Source organism: Microcoleus sp. B3-A4 (assembly GCF_036705385.1).
GTDB lineage: Bacteria > Cyanobacteriota > Cyanobacteriia > Cyanobacteriales > Microcoleaceae > Microcoleus.
Window position 1 is genome coordinate 171,751 of record NZ_JAUBUI010000002.1, and the last position, 17,748, is coordinate 189,498.

The window sequence follows — 17,748 nt, forward strand, 5'->3', positions numbered from 1 at the left end:
GACCAAATTACTTGATTGCTAGCCACCAGCCAAAAGTGATTGGCTGATGACTAATGACTAATGACTAATGATTAATGACTAATGATTAAAAGAATGCCGGTTGGTGGCGGATCAAATTCAGGAATTCTTCGCGAGTTTTCTGTTCCTCTTGGAACACGCCCAACATTGCACTCGTAACCGTCCAAGCACCAGGTTTTTGCACACCCCGCATCGTCATGCACATATGGCTGGCTTCCATTACTACAGCCACTCCCTTCGGTTCCAATATTGTCTGAACTGCTTCGGCAATTTGGCGCGTCAAACGTTCTTGCACCTGCAACCGACGGCTGTACATCTCGGAAATTCGGGCTAATTTGCTCAATCCCACTACTTTTTGGTTGGGAATGTAAGCAATGTGAACTCGGCCCATAAACGGCAGCATATGGTGTTCGCACATACTGAAGACGCTGATGTCTCGTACCAGTACCATTTCGTTGTGACCTTCGTCAAAGATAGCGCCGTTGAGGAGTTCTTCGAGGGATTGACTGTAACCGCTGGTGAGAAACCGCATTGCTTCTGCTACCCGCTTTGGCGTTTTGAGCAATCCTTCGCGTTCGGGGTCTTCTCCTACTCCCAGCAGCATTGTGCGAACTGCCTCCATCATTTCTTCCATGCCTACTTCTGAGGGTTTGGGCACGTTGGATTCTTGACCGTTCGAGGAATTGCGATCGGGTCGAGTTGGGATGCGCGGGGTGTTGTTTTCTGCGGTTTGTAACAGTTTCATGCTGTCAGTCGAGAGTGAGTTCGAGCCATTGGAATCGGCGGAAGATGCAATTGTCATAACAATTTGGTGTGAGGGTGAATCGATATTTCGATTTTCGATTGGGGGATATAGCTAGAGATTCAAAGATTGTTGAATTCGAGAAAAATCCAGCAGTCTAAAATCTCAAGTTCACAAAACTCCTGCGTTGGACATGAGCGTGATTTCTTCAATTACTGCACTTGCTGGCAACTGAACTGCGTGCAGAATTGATTTGGCGACGATTTCTGGGGTTAACATGGCGGTGCGATCGAAGTCGGCGTGCACGGTGTCTGTGTCCCACATGGGAGTATTGACAGAACCCGGACAGATTGCTGTTACGCGAATTCCGTGAGCGCGTTCTTCGGCGGCTAAGGTTTTAGACAAAGCCATGAGACCGAATTTGCTGACGCAGTAGGCTCCCCAGTTGGGGAAGGTTTGGCTGCCGGCGATCGAGGAAACGTTGATGATGATTCCCGATCCGCGATCGCGCATGGAGGGCAAAACTCCTAAAATGCACTGCCAAACGCTAGTCAGATTGAGGTCTAGAACGCTCTGCCACTCGGCTAGCGGCGTTTCGGTCAATGAGCCGGTGTAGCCCATGCCAGCGCTGTTGACCAGGATATCTACGGAACCCAATTGAGATGCGATCGCGCTGATGCTGCTTTGCACTTGCTCAATTTTTGCCAAGTCTAAGGGATAAGCTTCTGCTTTCACTCCGACTTCTCGGGCTGCTGCGGCAACGGCTTCTAAGTTTTCCGACTCTCGGCTAACTAAGGCCAGATTTATGCCCTCGGCGGCGAACGCTAGAGCCGTTGCTTTGCCAATACCGCTGCTGGCTCCGGTTATCAGAGCCTGCTTTGTTGTTGGATGGTTCATTCAGTGTCCTAATACTTTCGCTCGGCAACTCCCTACAGCGTTGCAGCCTTCTGAGGCAAATTAGACAACTGTCTGCTGCGGGTGATAACAGTTAATTATGAGATGAACATTAAGAACTGTTAAGCCGTGTCACCTGAGAAATTATAACACTGCTGACAGATCCGCAGAATAGTGAGTTATCAGTTATGAGTTGGAAGTTAAGAGATTGTTCACTACATAACTGATAACTCTGAATCGATCGGCTCAAGCAGAAATTTCAGTGAATACACCGATATGGCGAAACTTTTGATACCGAAGCTCGCGTCGCTGCTGAGCCGTAAGCTGTGTGAGTTCTGCTAAGTTTTCCAACAAAGCTTGTTTGAGCATGGAAGCGGCTTTGAGGGGATTCGAGTGAGCGCCACCGATCGGCTCGGGTACTATTTGATCGAGAATGCCGAGGTTTTTCAAGTCCCAGGAAGTGATTTTCAGGGCTTCTGCAGCCAAGTTAGCTTTGCCAGAGTCTTTCCAGAGAATGGCCGCACAAGCTTCGGGAGTGGCGACGGTGTAGACGGAATGTTCCAGCATCAACAGCCGCTCGCCGACGCCGATACCCAAGGCGCCACCGGAACCGCCTTCGCCGATGACGGTGCAAATAATGGGAACGTCGAGGCGAAACATTTCTCGGAGGTTGCAGGCGATCGCCTCTCCCTGTCCGAGCTGTTCTGCTTCTAAGCCCGCCCAAGCCCCGGGAGTGTCGATAAACGTGAAAATTGGCATTCCGAAGCGATCGGCGTGTTCCATCAACCGCAGGGCTTTGCGGTAGCCGCCGGGAGCAGCCATGCCGAAGTTGCGGGCGATATTGTCTTTAGTGTCACGGCCTTTTTGATGGCCGATGATGACTGTGGGACGCCCGTCTATGCGGGCAATTCCGCCGACGAGGGCCGGGTCGTCTCCGCCGCGCCGATCGCCGTGAAGCTCTATCCACTCGTCGCTAATTGCCTGAATGTAATCGAGGGTGCTGGGGCGGCGCGGGTGACGGGCGAGTTGCAGCCGCTGCATGGGGGACAAGCTGCTGAAAATTTCTTGTCGCAGTTGTGTCGAGCGAGCTTCGAGTTTGCGAATTTCGTCGGTAACATCGACGCTGTTTTCTTCGGCGAGTTCGCGGATCTGGTGAATTCGGGTTTCTAGTTCCGCCAGCGGCTTTTCAAAATCTAGGAGTAGTGGTTTGCGGTCTGGGTTTGCCACGCTGATAATTTCTATAAGGTTTTGAGGTTTAGTCGATCGACTATTTTCCGATCCTACCCTGTCTGGGGATAGTAAAAAAGACGGAAAAATTGCCAACTTTGGGTTTTAAATTTTGTATGATATCAAATTTGGTCGCATCATAATTATCATATAGCGCGACCCGGAAGCTCGCGCTGCACTCGGAAAAATATTATTCCGATGCTAACGAAAGAGTCAACAGTTAAAATTTCCCATTTAACTGTTGACTCTTAAAATCAAACTGACATTAATAAAGGTCGGAAACCGTGTTTGACAGAAATAAGACCGATTTGCTCCATCTTTTCCACAGTAATTTGATTCCGTCCCCAAGAAAAATTGGTATACAATTTTTCAAATTCCAGCAGCATTGATTCTGCAAAACACGCAAACAACTGTCTGCCCGGTACATCCATATTGACAATCTTCATAATTTTCCACTCAATATCGAGGGAATGCTCCACAATCCCGCCATTTAGTACGTAAATTCCGGGATGCTGAACCTGAGTTGCCAAATTTTTCGGATAGCCACCGTCAATCAATAAACAGGGTTGCTTCAATGTCTTAGGGTCAATTTCTACTCCCTTTGGCATACTGGCTACCCACACTACAATATCCGCTTGGGGCAGGGCTTCTTCCAAATCCATGATTTTGCCGCGGCCCAATTCCGATTGCAAATCTTGCAATCGTTCTTTGTCGCGGGCAATGAGCAACAATTCTGCTACATTTGTTTTAACATTGAGCCAGCGACAGACAGCACTGCCAATATCGCCAGTAGCACCGCAAACGGCTACAGTGGCTTTTGAAAGTTCAATCCCCAATTTTGGGGCTGCTTCTTCTACTTGGCGGCAGAGGATATAAGCCGTGTGAGTGTTACCAGTGGTGAAGCGCTCGAACTCCAACTTGAGATTGCGAATTTGCTTAATTTGCTGCAAGTTGAAAGTCTCAAAAATGATCGAAGAAAAGCCGCCTAAAGCAGTGATGTTAATCCCGTGTTTTTGAGCGTGTGCCATCGCATTAAGGATTTTGCGAGTGGCTGCTTTAATCCGGCGAGTGGCGAGCATTTCTGGCAGAAAGCAGGACTCCACATAGTGGCCTTCTATTTTTTGTCCAGTGATGCTTGTTACCGTGATATGATCAACTATTTGGGGCGGTGCGCTGCACCAAAAATCGAGACCTTGATCGGCATATTCTGGATAGCCCAGCTCGTTAGCTACTGATTGGGCGTGTTCTAAGCTGGTTAAGTGACCGATTAGACCAAACATTAAGTTGTCAAATGAAGGAAGATGGAAGGTGGAAGATGAAAGATGGAAGATGGAAGATGGGAAGATTAAAAATTTATATTTTAAAATGAGTTATCCCATTTTTAATTTTTAATTTTTAATTTTTTTCCCATTCCTTATTTCCGAATTAACTAGGCTGCGAGGCCTTGTGCTGACATCCGCATGATATCGCGGTTGTTAAAGCCTATGTTGCCTAGAGCTTCGCCGTAGGCAATCATAAAGTCTTCGATTAAAGCGTCTTTTTCCATTCCCAAGACGCGGGCATCGTCTGCGACAGCGTTTAGCAGTTTCCAGATGATGGGCAGGTTTTGGCGGTTGGCGGCTTCTAGTTCCGCTTTGGATTCCTCAAAGTGAGCTTGCAGCCAGACTTCCCCAAAGTTGAGGTGGCTGTATTCTTCTTTGACGACGCCTTCGGTGATTTTGCGAGCAAAGTCATCGGCGACGGGGATGTAGATGTTGTAAGCTGCGATCGCAAAACACTCGATAATTAGCGATTGAATCAACAAGCAAGTTACAATCTGACCTTGGGCCGCTGCCGTCTGGAAGTTTTTGTGCAGGTCCGAAAAGAACTCTTTGGCAAATGCCATGTCGGGCGTGACTTTAAGATTCCGGCCACAAGCTTGGAAGCCTTTCATGTGGCGGTTCTCCATCTTGGACAAGCCAACTAACTCTGCTTTTTTGTCCGCCAACAGTTCGGCCAGTGTCAGGTAATTGTCGTGAGCTTCTTGTTCGCCTTCAATCACAATGGCGTTGATGCGGCTGTAAGCATCTTTGTAAGTTTCGGTTTGAAAGTCAATTGTTGGGCTGGCCTCAAGCTGGGGCATAGATATGTATTCTCCTCATATAAGCTTGTGGGATGTTTGGAAACCCCTTTAAAATTGGGGGTCAGTGACAGTGCACTTTACCTTTTTTGAACGCACCCCATCTAAATCAGAGATTATAGCTGAGGATTCTTTCGACAAAGAACTTTTCTTTGACGTTCCGGGAAAAACTGGCGTCCTCAGCGTGTTTGCCGGACTTTTGCCGTCGAACACTCCAGAAAGACTATCGCTAGAATGCTATCTATTTACTAATTACTTGAATTAGTCGTTAGCCGATCTTGTGCCCGGAAATAGATGATAGAAATACGGTCTATGTCTCCACCTTTAAGGGTTTTACAGTACCAACTCTATCTGTAACATTATATCCTAACCACAACTTTCTCGCTTGGTACTCCTTCTTTCCCTCTACGACGACATATTATGTTGTTGTATGGGAATCCTCTGGGAGGCGATCGGGTTGTAGAACCTCACAGGCTTATTATTTTAGGTTAATTCACAAATTTATGGGTAAATCCTTTGACAGATCTCAATCGCTGGAACTGCTGAGTTTTATTTTGTTGCTGGCGGGGGCTGCGCTGGTGCTGCTGCCGCTGGCTGCTGTATTTTTGGTTTCGCTTTCACCATCTGGTGTTGGTGTCAAGGCCACAGGCTTGACTTTGGCGAACTATCAGGAGGCTTGGCGACGGGGCAATTTTTTGTTGGCATTCCTTAATTCTACTCTAGTGGCGCTGGCAGTGACGGGTTTTCAGGTTGTGACTTCTGCTTTGGCCGGTTATGCTTTGGCCAGGCTGAAGTTTCGGGGGCGACAGGCGATCGTTTTGGGGGTTTTGGCGACGCTGGTAATTCCGTTTCAGCTTTTGGTTATTCCCATTTTCTTGGTTTTGAAGTGGGGTCATCTGCTGAATACTTACGGGGCGCTGATTTTGCCGACGGCGGCTAACGGTTTTGGGATTTTTCTGCTGCGCCAGTATTTTATGACTGTTCCGGTGGAGTTAGAGGAGGCTGCAATGCTGGATGGGGCTAACCGCTGGCAAGTGTTGTGGCAGGTGATGTTGCCTTTGGCGCGCCCTGCTTTAGTGACGCTGTTTTTGTTTACGTTTATCGGGGAGTGGAACGATTTGTTTAAGCCGCTGGTGTTTACGACGCGACCGGAGTTGCGGACTGTGCAGTTAGTTCTGGCTGAGTTTCAGGAACAGTTTACTAGCAGTTGGCAGTTATTGATGGCGGCGGTGGTAATTGGAACAGTGCCGGTGGTGTTGCTGTTTTTGGCCGGTCAACGGCAGTTTATTAGAGGGATTGCGGCGACGGGGATTAAGAATTGAGGTGGAGATGCTTGGCCATTAAGTTTGTAGTCATAGGTTGAACCATTCTCAAGAACAAGCAAGATGCTTGTTCCACCAATACTAAATGTTCTTGTGGAACAGGCATCTTGCCTGTTGCTGACATTGTGCAAGATGCGAGTTTGTTGTCACTCGGCGATTGAAATCGCTACTATACAAACGAAGTTCACTCGAAGCGGACTAAGAGATAAAGGGGATATCAAAGCTGTATTATGTGAATCTATGCAAAAGCTCGGTTTGTTTTTATTTGTCCTATCTTTTCTGCCGTGGTTAGCCATCTTTTTTGTTGTGCCATTCCTGCCGCTGGACATTACTCAAAAAACTACTTTATCGGTCGTTCTGGCTGTGGGTGCAGAAGTTTGTTTTTGGATTAGCGTAGTGCTTTTGGGGAAAGAAGTAGTTACCAAATATCGGCGTTATTTGCATCCCCGCTATCTTTGGAATAAAATCAGAAATTTTAACCGCAGATGAACAGGGTTCGACGCAGATAATGAGCCTGGATGTTGGCTTTTATCTGCGGTCAAGGTTGAGCTATTCGCTGAAAATTTGCAAGCGAATAGAGCGTTCTCCGTCTCCGAAATCCACTTCAATCTTTTCTCCCGAAAGAGTGTCCAAGCATCCCAAAAGCAACCGCAAATTGGGTGTGCTTGCTCCTGTATCCACGTACAATCTATCTGCCAAACTGCCTAAACGCTTCCAAATTGTGTAGAGTTTGACTACTGTTTGTTCTAGCTGTGCGGCTTGTTTTACAACGTCGGCGGTGGTTCCCAAACAGCCTACTCGCAAAGATTCTTCTAAGGCCATTTCCATGTCTAAGTGAGACTGATTGAGAGCTTGCACTTGGGCGGCGGCGTCTAGATATTTTGATAAGTTTTTGGCGTCGGAAGTTAGCTGTTTGACAGTATCTACGTCGGGATTTTCTGCTACTTCTTTTTGAATTTCGCTTTGGTGAGATGGGGAGAGTTTCTCCATTTCTTTGACTAAAGGAGCGAGGTAGCGGGAAGGTAGAGAACCGGTAGATGCTTTTTCTTTGACTTCTTCTGGCAATAAATCTGAGTTCATTGCCATCCATTCGTCGGAGAGTTGTTTGACTTCGCGGCGGGTGATGCGATCGCCACTTGCTGCGGCATCTGTTACCATTTGCTGGACTTCGGGAGATGCTTTGGCGGTTTCTACAAAGGCTCTTTTGCTGAAGTTTCTAATGGAATTTGGGTCTAAATCTCCTTGCTGGATCAGAGTATCAGCACTATTAGCTAATTCTATCAAAGAATAGGCTTGACTTTTGCCAATTTCTCTTTCTTTTAGCCAGTTCAAAAAGCCAGTGCCGCGTCCTTCGCCGCCTTTTTTTTCTCTGTCTCTAACTGTTCGGAGAATGCGTCCCCGCCAAATGTCGGTTTGCAAGTCGAAGCGATCGCACACTTTCCAGGCATTGTCAACCTGATTTTCAAAATCAAACTCTGGTATTTGTTCGTCTTCGGGGTCTGGCAATTGGAAATTGATATCGGTAAAGCCGTTGAGGGCTTCTGCAAGTTCTGCGGGATTTAGGGGGACTTCAGCCATTAGGAAAAATTTGTGTAGTGCAACAGCCGGTTTAATTGGTAACTTGCACGGGTTGACAGTTGAGACGCTATATGTAGCGGTAAGGTAGGCAAGATTTACCTACTAATAGAGTTTTTGTGCAAGTCATATCATTATTGCACGATGAGGTGCGATCGGCGAAAAGATACCCAAAATGACTGCGGGCACCCTCCTGATGGGACTTGATGCGAGTGCTGGCTGTGGGGGGATTGAATTAATGACTTTAGCTGCTAAACGAGAGCGGTTTATGTTTGTGAGCTGAGTAATTGTTCCTTCAATTCCTGACATTCTTTGGCTAACGGGATGCCTAACTCTGTGGCGATAGATAAGGCGCGATCGCAATACTCAAGAGCTAGATTCTTATTATCCAACTGGTGAAGTTCAGCCAAACTTTTGAAATTTTGAGCCTGTGTAGAAAGATTGCCGATTTTTTGGCAAATCTCTAGTGATGCTTGCAGATATTCTAAAGCTTCTTGATATTTCTGTAGTTTTAGGAGAGCTTTTCCATAGTTACAGAGTGTGTTCCCTTCTCCTCTTTTATTCCCAATCTCACGAGCAATTTTTAATCCTTTATCAAAATATTCAATTGCAGAGTTATAATCGGACAATTCATAATAAAGACTTCCAAAATTATTTAGTGCATTTCCTTCGGTTTTTAGATCATTTAGTTCACGACCAATAACCAACTGTTTTTGATAACAAGCAAAAGAATTTTGAAAATTTTCCGTTTTCTTATAAGCCGTACCTAAAGCACCTAAAGTCTGGCTCTCTGCTTTGCGATTACCAATTTTTATGCATATTTCCAAAGCTTTTGTCTGATAGTCTATTTGCTTAGACAAATCACCAATGATTCCATAAGTATTTCCCAAATTACTTAGAATGGCTGCCTCTGCTTCTTGATCTCCAATTTCTCTAGCAATTTCTAAGGCTTTTTGATGGTAGTTGATTGACATCTCATACTGCCCTAAATAATGAAAAGTACCCGCCATATTATTTAATACTCGTTCTTCTCCTCGTCGCTCATTTATTTGTTTAGCTATTTCTAAAGCTTGCTGAAAGTAGTTAAGGGCAGTTTGATATTCTCCCAGGCTATTATAAATGCTCCCTAAATTTGTTAATGTATTTTTTTTGCCAATTATGTTGCCAAGTTGTTCATTAATTGTTAAACGCTTCTCGTAATAATCAATAGCTATTTGATAACGCCCTAGCGAGAAGTAAATAGTTCCCAGATTATTTAAGGAACTTGCTTCACTCTCTTTGTTCAATGTTATTTGAGCGATTTCCAAAGCTCTCTCATGACATTCTATAGCTTCTTTGAATTTAGAGATTGAGCGATAATTAATACCTAAGTTACTAATTATGCCTCCTTCTTGTTCTAAATCACCTATATCTTTTGTAATTTGTAGAGCTTGATTATGGTAGCTAATTGAAGTTTGATGCTCTCCTAGACAATAGTAAGCATTGCCTAAACCACTCAAAAATTCAAGTTCAACTTCACCACTCAACTTACCCAACATTATTATGTATAGTTGTATCTGCTCTCGATAATAAGCCCACGTTCTCATCTGGTGTACTAATTTCTGTTGAGTAGGCGTATTCAGAGAAACAAAAAGTATTTCTTTGGCTCTCTCCCAATCTTCCACCCCACAAAGATGGTAAAACACCTCCAAATAGCCCTTCACTTTTTCCAAATTAGTAGCATCTGAGTTGGGTTGGTAATCTGTAAGCCAGTTTACTACTGCTCTGTACTGAAGCCGCTGCTCGCGATTTGGAAAATCAGTAGCGAGATTATGAGGATTGATACCTAACTTTTCCAAAACTAAATTACCATGTGGTGTAAGATTATTTTCCATAGTTAACTCCTGTTTTTTAAATTCATGGTAGCATTAATCGGTGAGATATCGCCACACTGCGAATCAAATTATGTTGTCCCACCAGCCGATTATCTTCATCATCAATTCCTCCATCTTCAACTAAATACCGATCACGCAAAGTTTGCATTGCTGCTTTTTGCCGCTCCTCACTGTAACCCTCGTCTTCTAAATTTATCAGCCACCACTTTTCTTTCACTTCGCAGCGATATACTGAAGCAGTACAAAACAAAAGATAAGCATCATAAACATCTTTTTTTAGCCTGTCAAATGTCTTCTCAATTCGTTCCTTGACTTTCCTTCGCAAGACGGTAGTATATGATGCTAACTGCCACCTATCCTCATCTCCTTTAACTATTCCTTGGTTACGAGCTTCGTCAATAGCCTCTTTTACCTTTTCAATATAACCACTGTTATCTTTCCAATAAGCCCTGACTTTCCCACCATAGGAACCCTTAATTTCTCCAGCGATTGTCCGCAAAGCTAAAGGATGTCCGTCATAAACTTCCCCAATTACTCGCAGGGGACTATGTGGTAATTCCAAATCCCCATCAAGTTCAGCTTTTTGAAATAACGCCACTTGATCAGGTACTTCTAGTCCTTTCAAAAGTTGGCAATACCAGAGATTGTTGTAGCGATCGCACTCTCCTTCAAACTTAGTTGGCAAATCCTGAGATGTAAGAATGAAGCGACTTTGACAAGATGATTCTGGCGCCAACAAACTTACAAAAAACTTACCCCACCACTCATCAGCAAAATCACCCCAGCCATCCTCTTCATTTCCTGTTAATAGGTACTCTACAGAATCTATGAGAATTAAATACCGATTTTCCCGCAAGCGTTTGACTAACCGCCGTAACAATTGCTCTGGTTTTCGCTCGTCCTTTGGGACAGTTTCCCTCCACTTTTCCAGCCATTGCAGCGCCACACTGGCAAAATCTGAAGCTTTTTGATCGTATTCAAAATTATCCCTGAGTTCCGTCCAATCTCCTCGCAATTCCTCTACTAACTTTTCAGCCAAAGCAGTTTTACCGATACCTGTAATCCCAACCAATAGCAAGACACGACAGGAAGACTGTAGGCGATCGCTCAACTGTTGAATCAGACTTTCTCGCCCAACCCAGGTATCGTCATAGACGCTAAAGTCCATATATGATGCAGTTTGCATGGTTGGGGTGTTGTCAACAATTTGTTCCCAGTTTTCTATGCCAACTGCTTCACAGATAGCAACAAATACATCTTGCTGAATTGGTATTTTCCGCCTAAATCGCTTCAAGGTTGCTTCTGAAGTGTTAGCCGCGACACACCAAGAAGCTGCTGTTGCTTGCCAGCCCTTTTTTCTTCTTTCGCGATCGACAATTTGTAGTCCTTCTTTCGATGCTTTGAGAGAAACAGCCATGCTTCAATAAATTTAATTTAACAGAATAATCTAAATGACTACATATGTAAAATGCAGCATTCCGGAAAAACATTCGATTCATACCTGATAATTTCAGGATTTTTACTTGCTTTACTCAAAACATGGCTTTTGGGCGGTTCATTTTTGGCTCATTTTTATCAGCAGCGACAGATATGAGCCAAAACTAGAACGCTCAAACCTTTGTACATCAGAGATTCTAGAGATGTGAGAGCAAATTGGCGCCAATTGAACTTCTCCACCAATCACACATATCGGAGTAGTCAAAAGATGGAATCTCAAAATCAACAACCTATCACCCACAGTGAGCAACCTGCAACAACGCCTGCGCGAGTTGAAACACCGCAATTTTCGCAATATTGGGTAACACTACCTGAATTAATTTTGGCAGTTGCTACTCTAACTGGTGCAAGCGCTACTCTGACTCGTGCAATGACTGAGTTAGTTCGAGTCTTACGAGGGAAAGACAAGAAGAAATAATACAGGATTTACGCACTGTGACCAAAGAAACCGGGTTTTTACGCTCATCTGCGCGCTGTAACACGTCTTCTCGTAAAAAACCCGGTTTCTGATTACCCGTGTGTAAATCCTCAGCTACTCACTCAGAATGACAGCGCAAGTTACCGCCCAGATTTTTTCGGCGGTGTATCATGAGTCGATCGCTTCCGACGGATCAGCACGCTCATCACCTGCTTCGGATTAGCTGCACGTTGTACGGGACTCCAATCGCCGACTTCGGCAAATCCCAGTCGGTACAAAGTGAGTATGGTTTCCCTGACACCCTTGGGCGAACCGACAACCGTTAACAGCACCACTTCCTGTTCGCATACTGCTGTTGAGTCGTCATTTGGGCGATCGGACTTGTTGTCGTCAGGCACGAATTCCTGTGACATAATATATTCTCCTGGTTTTGGGTTTTCTAGGAAAACCCAAAAACCCAGCCGCCCCGCAGTTCAACACATAGCAGGGCGGCTACAGAGGATGTTAAGATACTCCGTTAGCCTCCAGACTGCTAGTCCCAGTTTGGCGGTTAGCTGTCCATTGCTGTTACGAGCAGCTTTGGGCAGTGCAACTAGATTTTTGGGCGACGCGGGCTGCCTCCTCTACAAGCAAGCAACCTCTAACTTCAAAGCGTAGCCGCAGATGGGGGCCGCCGTCAATCCATTTTGGATTTTCGATTTTGGATTTTGGATTGAAGAATTGAGCCCCGGACTAATCTGGGGACTTTGGGGGTTTTGATGCCGGATTGGCGGGTTTTGGGCGATCGCACCAATGAGACTCACAAAACGATCGCCTTTTCAACTTACCAACTATAACGGCGATACTTTATCGCGTTCAATCTCCTCGTGGGGAGGTGTTTTCCCGTTCAAAATTGTGCCATCCTCGGGCAGATTTTCTAGTCGATCGCGCTTCTTAAAGCGATCGCGAGCCGAGACAACCACCACATACAGAACCGGCACTATAAACAAACTCAAGACAGTAGAAACAACCATTCCCCCCGCGATCGCATTCCCTAGCGATCTGCGACTCGCTGCACCCGCACCTTCTGGGTTAACCAGAGGAGCAATACCCAAAACAAAAGCCAGAGAAGTCATCAAAATCGGTCGTAAACGCTCTTGAGAAGCCTCAACTGCCGCCTTAGCAATTGAATACCCCTGCTCCCGTAACTGGTTCGCAAACTCCACAATTAAAATCGCATTTTTACTTGCCAATCCAATCAACATCACTAAACCAATTTGGCAATAAACATCATTCGCCAAACCCCGTAACGACTGAGCTAAAAGTGCACCTAAAATCGCCAGAGGAACCGATAACAAAATAATGAAAGGATCGACATAATTTTCATACTGAGCCGCCAAAACCAAAAACACAAAAATCAGCCCCAAACCGAAAATAATCGGTGCTTGACCGCCCGATTCAATTTCTTCTAAAGAACTCCCCGACCATTCATAGCCAAAACCTCCTGGTAAAATTTGAGTTGCCACCTTTTCCATCGATTTTAGTGCCTGTCCAGAACTCGCTCCCGGAGCCGGAGTGCCAGTAATTTCAATTGACCTATATAAATTGTAGTGGTTAACACTTTGCGCTCCCACCACCGGAGTTATCTTCACCAAATTGCTCAAAGAAATCATTTCATTCTTTCCAGAACGCACATACAATTTCCCAATATCTTCAGGGTTATCACGAAACTGTTTATCCGCCTGAACATACACCCGATAATTGCGCTGCTGGAGGTTAAAATCGTTCACATACTGAGCACCCAGAGCCGTTTGTAGCGTACTGAAAACATCATTAATGGGAATATCTAGAGCCTTAGCTCGATTGCGGTCAACTTCCACAATTAACTGAGGCGTATTCGCTGCAAATGTACTAAATACCGCCTGCAATCCGGGCGTCTGATTTGCCTGCTTTAAAATCCCGCCCATAGTCTGGACTAAGCCATCTAAGCCGCTGTTACCTTTGCGGTCTTGCAATTGAAATTGGAAACCCCCAAATTGACCTAAACCTTGAATTGCAGGCGGATTTACAGGGAAAATCCTAGCTTCTGGAATCGCGAAAAACTTACCCCGCAACTTACCAATAATCGCTTGTACAGTTTGATCTTCTCCGTGACGTTCTTCCCAGCCTTTAAGTGTAGTAAATATAATCCCCTGGTTGGAACTGTTACCACTAAAACCAAAGCCACCTACAGAAAAAGTCCCCACAACTTCAGGAACTTTGAGGATTTCTTGTTCAACTTTGTCCATCACCTGCTGGGTGTATTGCAGCGAAACGCCTTGAGGTCCTTGAATAATTGTCAGAAAATAACCCTGGTCTTCCTCTGGGATAAATGCTGTCGGTACTGCTAAATAAAGCCAAGCGGTGAATCCCAGAGAAGCAATAAACAACAGGGTAACAAAGGTTTTAAATCTGGTTAAAAATATTAATGAATCTCTATATTTCTTTTGCGTCCAATCCAGAAAAATATTAATCCGGTTAAATACCCAACCCAACGGGCCGCCAAACTTCTTACTTGGGCGCAGTAATATAGCCGCAAGTGAGGGAGTAAGAGTAACCGCCATAAAGGTAGAAAGCAGCACGGAAAAAGCAATTGTTAGGGCAAATTGTTTATAGAGTGCTCCCGTTGTCCCAGGGAAAAATGCCACTGGTACGAACACGGCCATCAATACTAAGGAAGTGGCAATTACAGCACTAAAAAGTTCCCGCATTGACTCGGAAGCTGCTTGGCGGGCATTCATACCTTGGCGGACTAGACGGTCAATATTTTCGACTACGATGATAGCGTCATCAACCACTAGCCCTGTTGCTAAGGTAAGACCAAATAGAGACAAACTGTTAATCGTAAATCCGAAAGCTTTGATAAATGCAAATGTCCCAATCAACGAAATCGGAATTGTGAGGGTGGGGATAATCGTAGTGCGCCAATCTTGCAGAAACACAAAAATCACTATTACCACTAGCAAGACTGCTTCAAACAGAGTTTTGACTACTTCTGCCATTGACTCTTGGACAAATTGAGTCGTATCTAGTGCGATTCTATGTATCACCCCGGGAGGGAAGTTTTTAGCTAACTTTGCCATTTCTGCTTTGACGGCCTGGGCAACATTTAGAGCATTACTTCCGGGTAATTGGTAAATCCCTAAGCCCACCGCGTCATTACCTCGGAACCGCAGGAAAGAGTTATAATTTTCTGCTCCTAATTCTGCTCTACCAACATCTTTTAATTTAACTAAAGTTCCATTTGCTTCGCTTTTAATAACGATGTCTTCAAATTCTGTGGGGCTTTTTAAACGACTTTCTGCCGTCAAATCAATCTGATACATTTGCCCCTCTGGGGCGGGTTCTTGACCAATTCTTCCTACACCAACTTGCAAGTTTTGTTCATTAATTGCTCTTGTTACATCTTGCATTGTTAGATTACGAGCAGCTAATTTATTGGGGTCGATCCACAGGCGCATAGCATAGCGTCTTTCCCCAAAAATTCGCACGTCGCCCACGCCTTTTACTCTCTTTAAAGTATCGGCTAAATAGAGGTCGGCGTAGTTGCTTAAAAATATAGTATCGTATTCTTTATTTTCGGTAAATAATCCTATAGCCAGCAGCAGGCTGTTAGATTGTTTTGTAACTGTAACTCCTGTGCGTTGTACGACATCTGGCAGTTGTGGTTGAGCAACTGCAACTCGATTTTGCACATCGACGGCGGCGATATCTTTGTCGCGGGAAGTATCAAAGGTGGCTGTAATGGTGCTAGTTCCACTGTTAGTGCTACTGGAAGTTAGATATTTCAGTCCTTCAATGCCGTTGATTTGCCTTTCTAGGATGTTTGTTACCGCATTTTCGACAACTTCAGCATTCGCACCGCTATAGTTGGCTGTGACGTTGATTTGGGTGGGGCTGATGTCGGGGAAGCGTTCGATCGGCAATGTGGGAATGCTGATTGCGCCTACCAAAACAATAATTAAGGCGCAGACGCTAGCAAAGACAGGTCGTTTAATAAAGAAATCTGCAAACATTATTTGGGTAATGGGTAGTTGCGGATGGCTAATAAGTAATTGCTAATGGCGATCGGGATTTAAGGATTTAAGGATGAACAGGATTAATTTTAGTCACCCTCAATTTAATCCTGTAAATCTTGAAAATCTTGTTCATCCTGATTCAGATATTAATTTTTGGTACCCACTGGTAATTGGGGTTTTTTCCCTTCTGGTACCTCTGGTTGTTGAGCCATAATCGGAACACCGTCTGTGAGGTTAAGGATGCCGGCGGTAACAATTTCTTCGCCTGCTTGCAAACCTCCGATAACTTGATAATTATTCCCCTCAATTGCTCCCAATTTCACGGACTTTTGCCGTGCTATTAAAGGCGGCGATCCAGGTTGTGGCTGTTGTGGCTTTTGAGCTGTGAAGACAAAAGTTTCTCCACCTAAGCGAGTGACTGCTGTTACTGGAACTAAAATTCCGGGGTTCTGTTTCCAGATGACTTTAGCTTTTACAAACTGGAGATTAAGTAGTTCGCCACTGGGGTTGGGAAAGGTGGCTTTAGCTAAAATTGTTTGGGAATTGGCGCTGACGTTGGGGGAGATAAAACTGATTTGACCTTGGGCGATCGCCTTACCTTGAGCGTCGAGCATTTGTACTGGTAGCCCTAAGCGTAATTGAGGCTGCCGTTCCAAAGGAATTGATAACCGCAAGTCTAGCAATTGGTTCTCAGTCAGGGTGGCAATGGCATCACCTTTTTGCAAGTAATCACCTACTTTCACTGGTATGTCGCCGATGACTCCTGCGAAGGGCGCGATGACCGCAGTTTCTTGTAGTTGTACTTCAAAGCCGCGCACTTGAGCGGCGGCCTCGGCAACTTGCGCTTCAGCTTGATCGAGCTGTTCTTGGCGCGTACCGTTGGCTAACTGCGCTAATCTGCTCTTGGCTTGTGCGACTTCTGCTTCGGCTTTGGCTATTTCCTCTGGGCGCGAACCATTTTGCAATTGCCGCAAAGCTTGCCGCTGCTGTTGCAAAGCTGCTGTCCGTCGCTCGATCTCGGCTTGTCTGTTCTTTTGTCGCTGCTCGAACCGCCTTTGAGCTTCTCGGAGGTTGGCTTTGGCGCTGCCTTCTTTTTGGGTGTATTGCTCAAGAGTGTTCGCGGATTCTGCGCCTTCTTTTGCCAATGCCTGATATCTGGCAAGCTGCTGGCTGGCTAACTTTGCTTCGGCTGTGCTTGCTTCTATTTGCGCTCTTGCTTGGGCGATGTCTTCTAAGAGGCTACCTGTTTGGGCATCGGCGAGGTCGGCTTCAGCTTGGCTAACGCGGGCTTGGGCTTGGCCAATTTCTTCTGGCCGACTGCCCGATCGCAGTTGAGCGAGGTTGGCTTGGGCTTGGGCGACTTGGGCTTGAGCTTGGGCGATTTCTTCGGGCCTGGTTCCAGCTTGCAATTCGGCTAAGCGGGATTGAGCGCGGATCAGGTTGGCTTGAGATTGCCTCAAGTCAGCTTGGGCGCTGTCGCTTTTCATGCGGGCGATGGGCTGTCCTTGGTTTATGAAGTCCCCGGATTTGACAAAAATCTCGGTGACTAGCCCTTCAACTTCGGGTTTGATTTGTACCGAACGCTTGGCTTCTAAGCTGCTAACAAATTCGGAAGCATCTTGGACTGAACTGGTTTTTACGGCGGCGAGCTTGACTGGTATGGCTGGGGGTTGGGCTGCTGCTGCCTGTTGCGGTGGGCGATTCTGACCCGATTGCCACGAGTACCAGCCGAAACCTGCTGCGCCTGTGGCGATCGCGATCGCGGCAATTAGGCGCCAGCGCGATCGTGGTTTAGCAACCAATTCGGGGCGATCAGCAATAGGCGGAAAATCATCCGGTCGATCGCTGTCTGCATCGGTTGGGTGCAGTTCCGGTGTGGGAGATTTGTGTTCTTGGGCTTCAACGACTGATTCTGGGGATTTAGAATAACTCATGGGCAGCACCACTTAGATTTTTTTTAACTTCTGACTTACTGAGACTTGGGCGGAATCTTTGATTCTCTGGCGTCCCCCTCAAAGATGGGGG

At 45.7% G+C, this 17,748-nt stretch carries 16 protein-coding genes; 4 read left to right on the forward strand and 12 right to left on the reverse strand.

The features are described 5' to 3' along the window. Positions 1-85: 85 nt before the first annotated feature. From folE to QUB33_RS02255, 5 genes are all read right to left on the reverse strand, one after another. Entirely contained in the window at positions 86-820 is a 735-nt protein-coding gene (gene folE / locus QUB33_RS02235) for a GTP cyclohydrolase I FolE (RefSeq protein WP_333346652.1), read from the reverse strand. A gap of 111 nt (positions 821-931) precedes the next feature. Then, complete coding sequence (locus QUB33_RS02240; RefSeq protein ID WP_333346655.1) at positions 932-1,657, reverse strand: SDR family oxidoreductase; 726 nt, start codon at positions 1,655-1,657, stop codon at positions 932-934. Positions 1,658-1,900: 243 nt separating this feature from the next. Further along, complete coding sequence (accA, locus tag QUB33_RS02245) at positions 1,901-2,881, reverse strand: acetyl-CoA carboxylase carboxyl transferase subunit alpha (protein WP_006633352.1); 981 nt, start codon at positions 2,879-2,881, stop codon at positions 1,901-1,903. Between the two features lie 254 nt (positions 2,882-3,135). Then, entirely contained in the window at positions 3,136-4,161 is a 1,026-nt protein-coding gene (locus tag QUB33_RS02250) for a long-chain acyl-[acyl-carrier-protein] reductase (RefSeq protein ID WP_006633353.1), read from the reverse strand. 149 nt (positions 4,162-4,310) lie between these two features. After that, positions 4,311-5,003: an aldehyde oxygenase (deformylating) gene (locus QUB33_RS02255; RefSeq protein WP_190658763.1), complete on the reverse strand. Its 693-nt coding sequence runs from the start codon at positions 5,001-5,003 to the stop codon at positions 4,311-4,313. 64 nt (positions 5,004-5,067) lie between these two features. On the opposite strand from QUB33_RS02255, the gene QUB33_RS02260 reads away from it, so the two are divergent. The 3 genes from QUB33_RS02260 to QUB33_RS02270 all read left to right on the forward strand — a co-directional run bounded on the left by QUB33_RS02260 (position 5,068) and on the right by QUB33_RS02270 (position 6,811). Then, positions 5,068-5,265 carry a hypothetical protein gene (locus QUB33_RS02260; RefSeq protein WP_333234301.1) on the forward strand — a complete coding sequence of 66 codons (198 nt, stop codon included), beginning with the start codon at positions 5,068-5,070 and terminating at the stop codon, positions 5,263-5,265. Between the two features lie 238 nt (positions 5,266-5,503). Then, entirely contained in the window at positions 5,504-6,322 is an 819-nt protein-coding gene (locus tag QUB33_RS02265; RefSeq protein WP_333346661.1) for a carbohydrate ABC transporter permease, read from the forward strand. Between the two features lie 63 nt (positions 6,323-6,385). Continuing rightward, positions 6,386-6,811 carry a transporter suffix domain-containing protein gene (locus tag QUB33_RS02270; RefSeq protein ID WP_333346664.1) on the forward strand — a complete coding sequence of 142 codons (426 nt, stop codon included), beginning with the start codon at positions 6,386-6,388 and terminating at the stop codon, positions 6,809-6,811. A 60-nt stretch (positions 6,812-6,871) separates the two neighbouring features. On the opposite strand, the gene QUB33_RS02275 is transcribed toward QUB33_RS02270, so the two are convergent. From QUB33_RS02275 to QUB33_RS02285, 3 genes are all read right to left on the reverse strand, one after another. Continuing rightward, the gene (locus QUB33_RS02275; protein WP_333045310.1) at positions 6,872-7,900 is read right to left on the reverse strand and encodes a hypothetical protein; all 1,029 of its coding nucleotides are present in this window, start codon (positions 7,898-7,900) and stop codon (positions 6,872-6,874) included. 263 nt (positions 7,901-8,163) lie between these two features. After that, positions 8,164-9,771, reverse strand: coding sequence for a tetratricopeptide repeat protein (locus QUB33_RS02280; protein ID WP_333346667.1), 1,608 nt, complete (start codon positions 9,769-9,771; stop codon positions 8,164-8,166). 22 nt (positions 9,772-9,793) lie between these two features. Further along, the gene (locus QUB33_RS02285) at positions 9,794-11,188 is read right to left on the reverse strand and encodes an ATP-binding protein (RefSeq protein WP_333346670.1); all 1,395 of its coding nucleotides are present in this window, start codon (positions 11,186-11,188) and stop codon (positions 9,794-9,796) included. 288 nt (positions 11,189-11,476) lie between these two features. Between QUB33_RS02285 and QUB33_RS02290 the strand changes: the two genes are divergently transcribed. Beyond that, complete coding sequence (locus QUB33_RS02290; RefSeq protein WP_333346674.1) at positions 11,477-11,686, forward strand: hypothetical protein; 210 nt, start codon at positions 11,477-11,479, stop codon at positions 11,684-11,686. Positions 11,687-11,826: 140 nt separating this feature from the next. Here the strand turns inward: QUB33_RS02290 and QUB33_RS02295 are convergent, their stop codons facing one another. The 4 genes from QUB33_RS02295 to QUB33_RS02310 all read right to left on the reverse strand — a co-directional run bounded on the left by QUB33_RS02295 (position 11,827) and on the right by QUB33_RS02310 (position 17,657). Further along, positions 11,827-12,099, reverse strand: coding sequence for a hypothetical protein (locus QUB33_RS02295; protein WP_333346677.1), 273 nt, complete (start codon positions 12,097-12,099; stop codon positions 11,827-11,829). 210 nt (positions 12,100-12,309) lie between these two features. Beyond that, on the reverse strand, positions 12,310-12,489 hold the full coding sequence (locus tag QUB33_RS02300) for a hypothetical protein (protein WP_333346680.1): 180 nt from the start codon (positions 12,487-12,489) through the stop codon (positions 12,310-12,312). Positions 12,490-12,516: 27 nt separating this feature from the next. Continuing rightward, positions 12,517-15,720, reverse strand: coding sequence for an efflux RND transporter permease subunit (locus QUB33_RS02305; RefSeq protein ID WP_333346685.1), 3,204 nt, complete (start codon positions 15,718-15,720; stop codon positions 12,517-12,519). A gap of 149 nt (positions 15,721-15,869) precedes the next feature. Then, positions 15,870-17,657: an efflux RND transporter periplasmic adaptor subunit gene (locus tag QUB33_RS02310; RefSeq protein WP_333346688.1), complete on the reverse strand. Its 1,788-nt coding sequence runs from the start codon at positions 17,655-17,657 to the stop codon at positions 15,870-15,872. Positions 17,658-17,748: the final 91 nt, after the last annotated feature.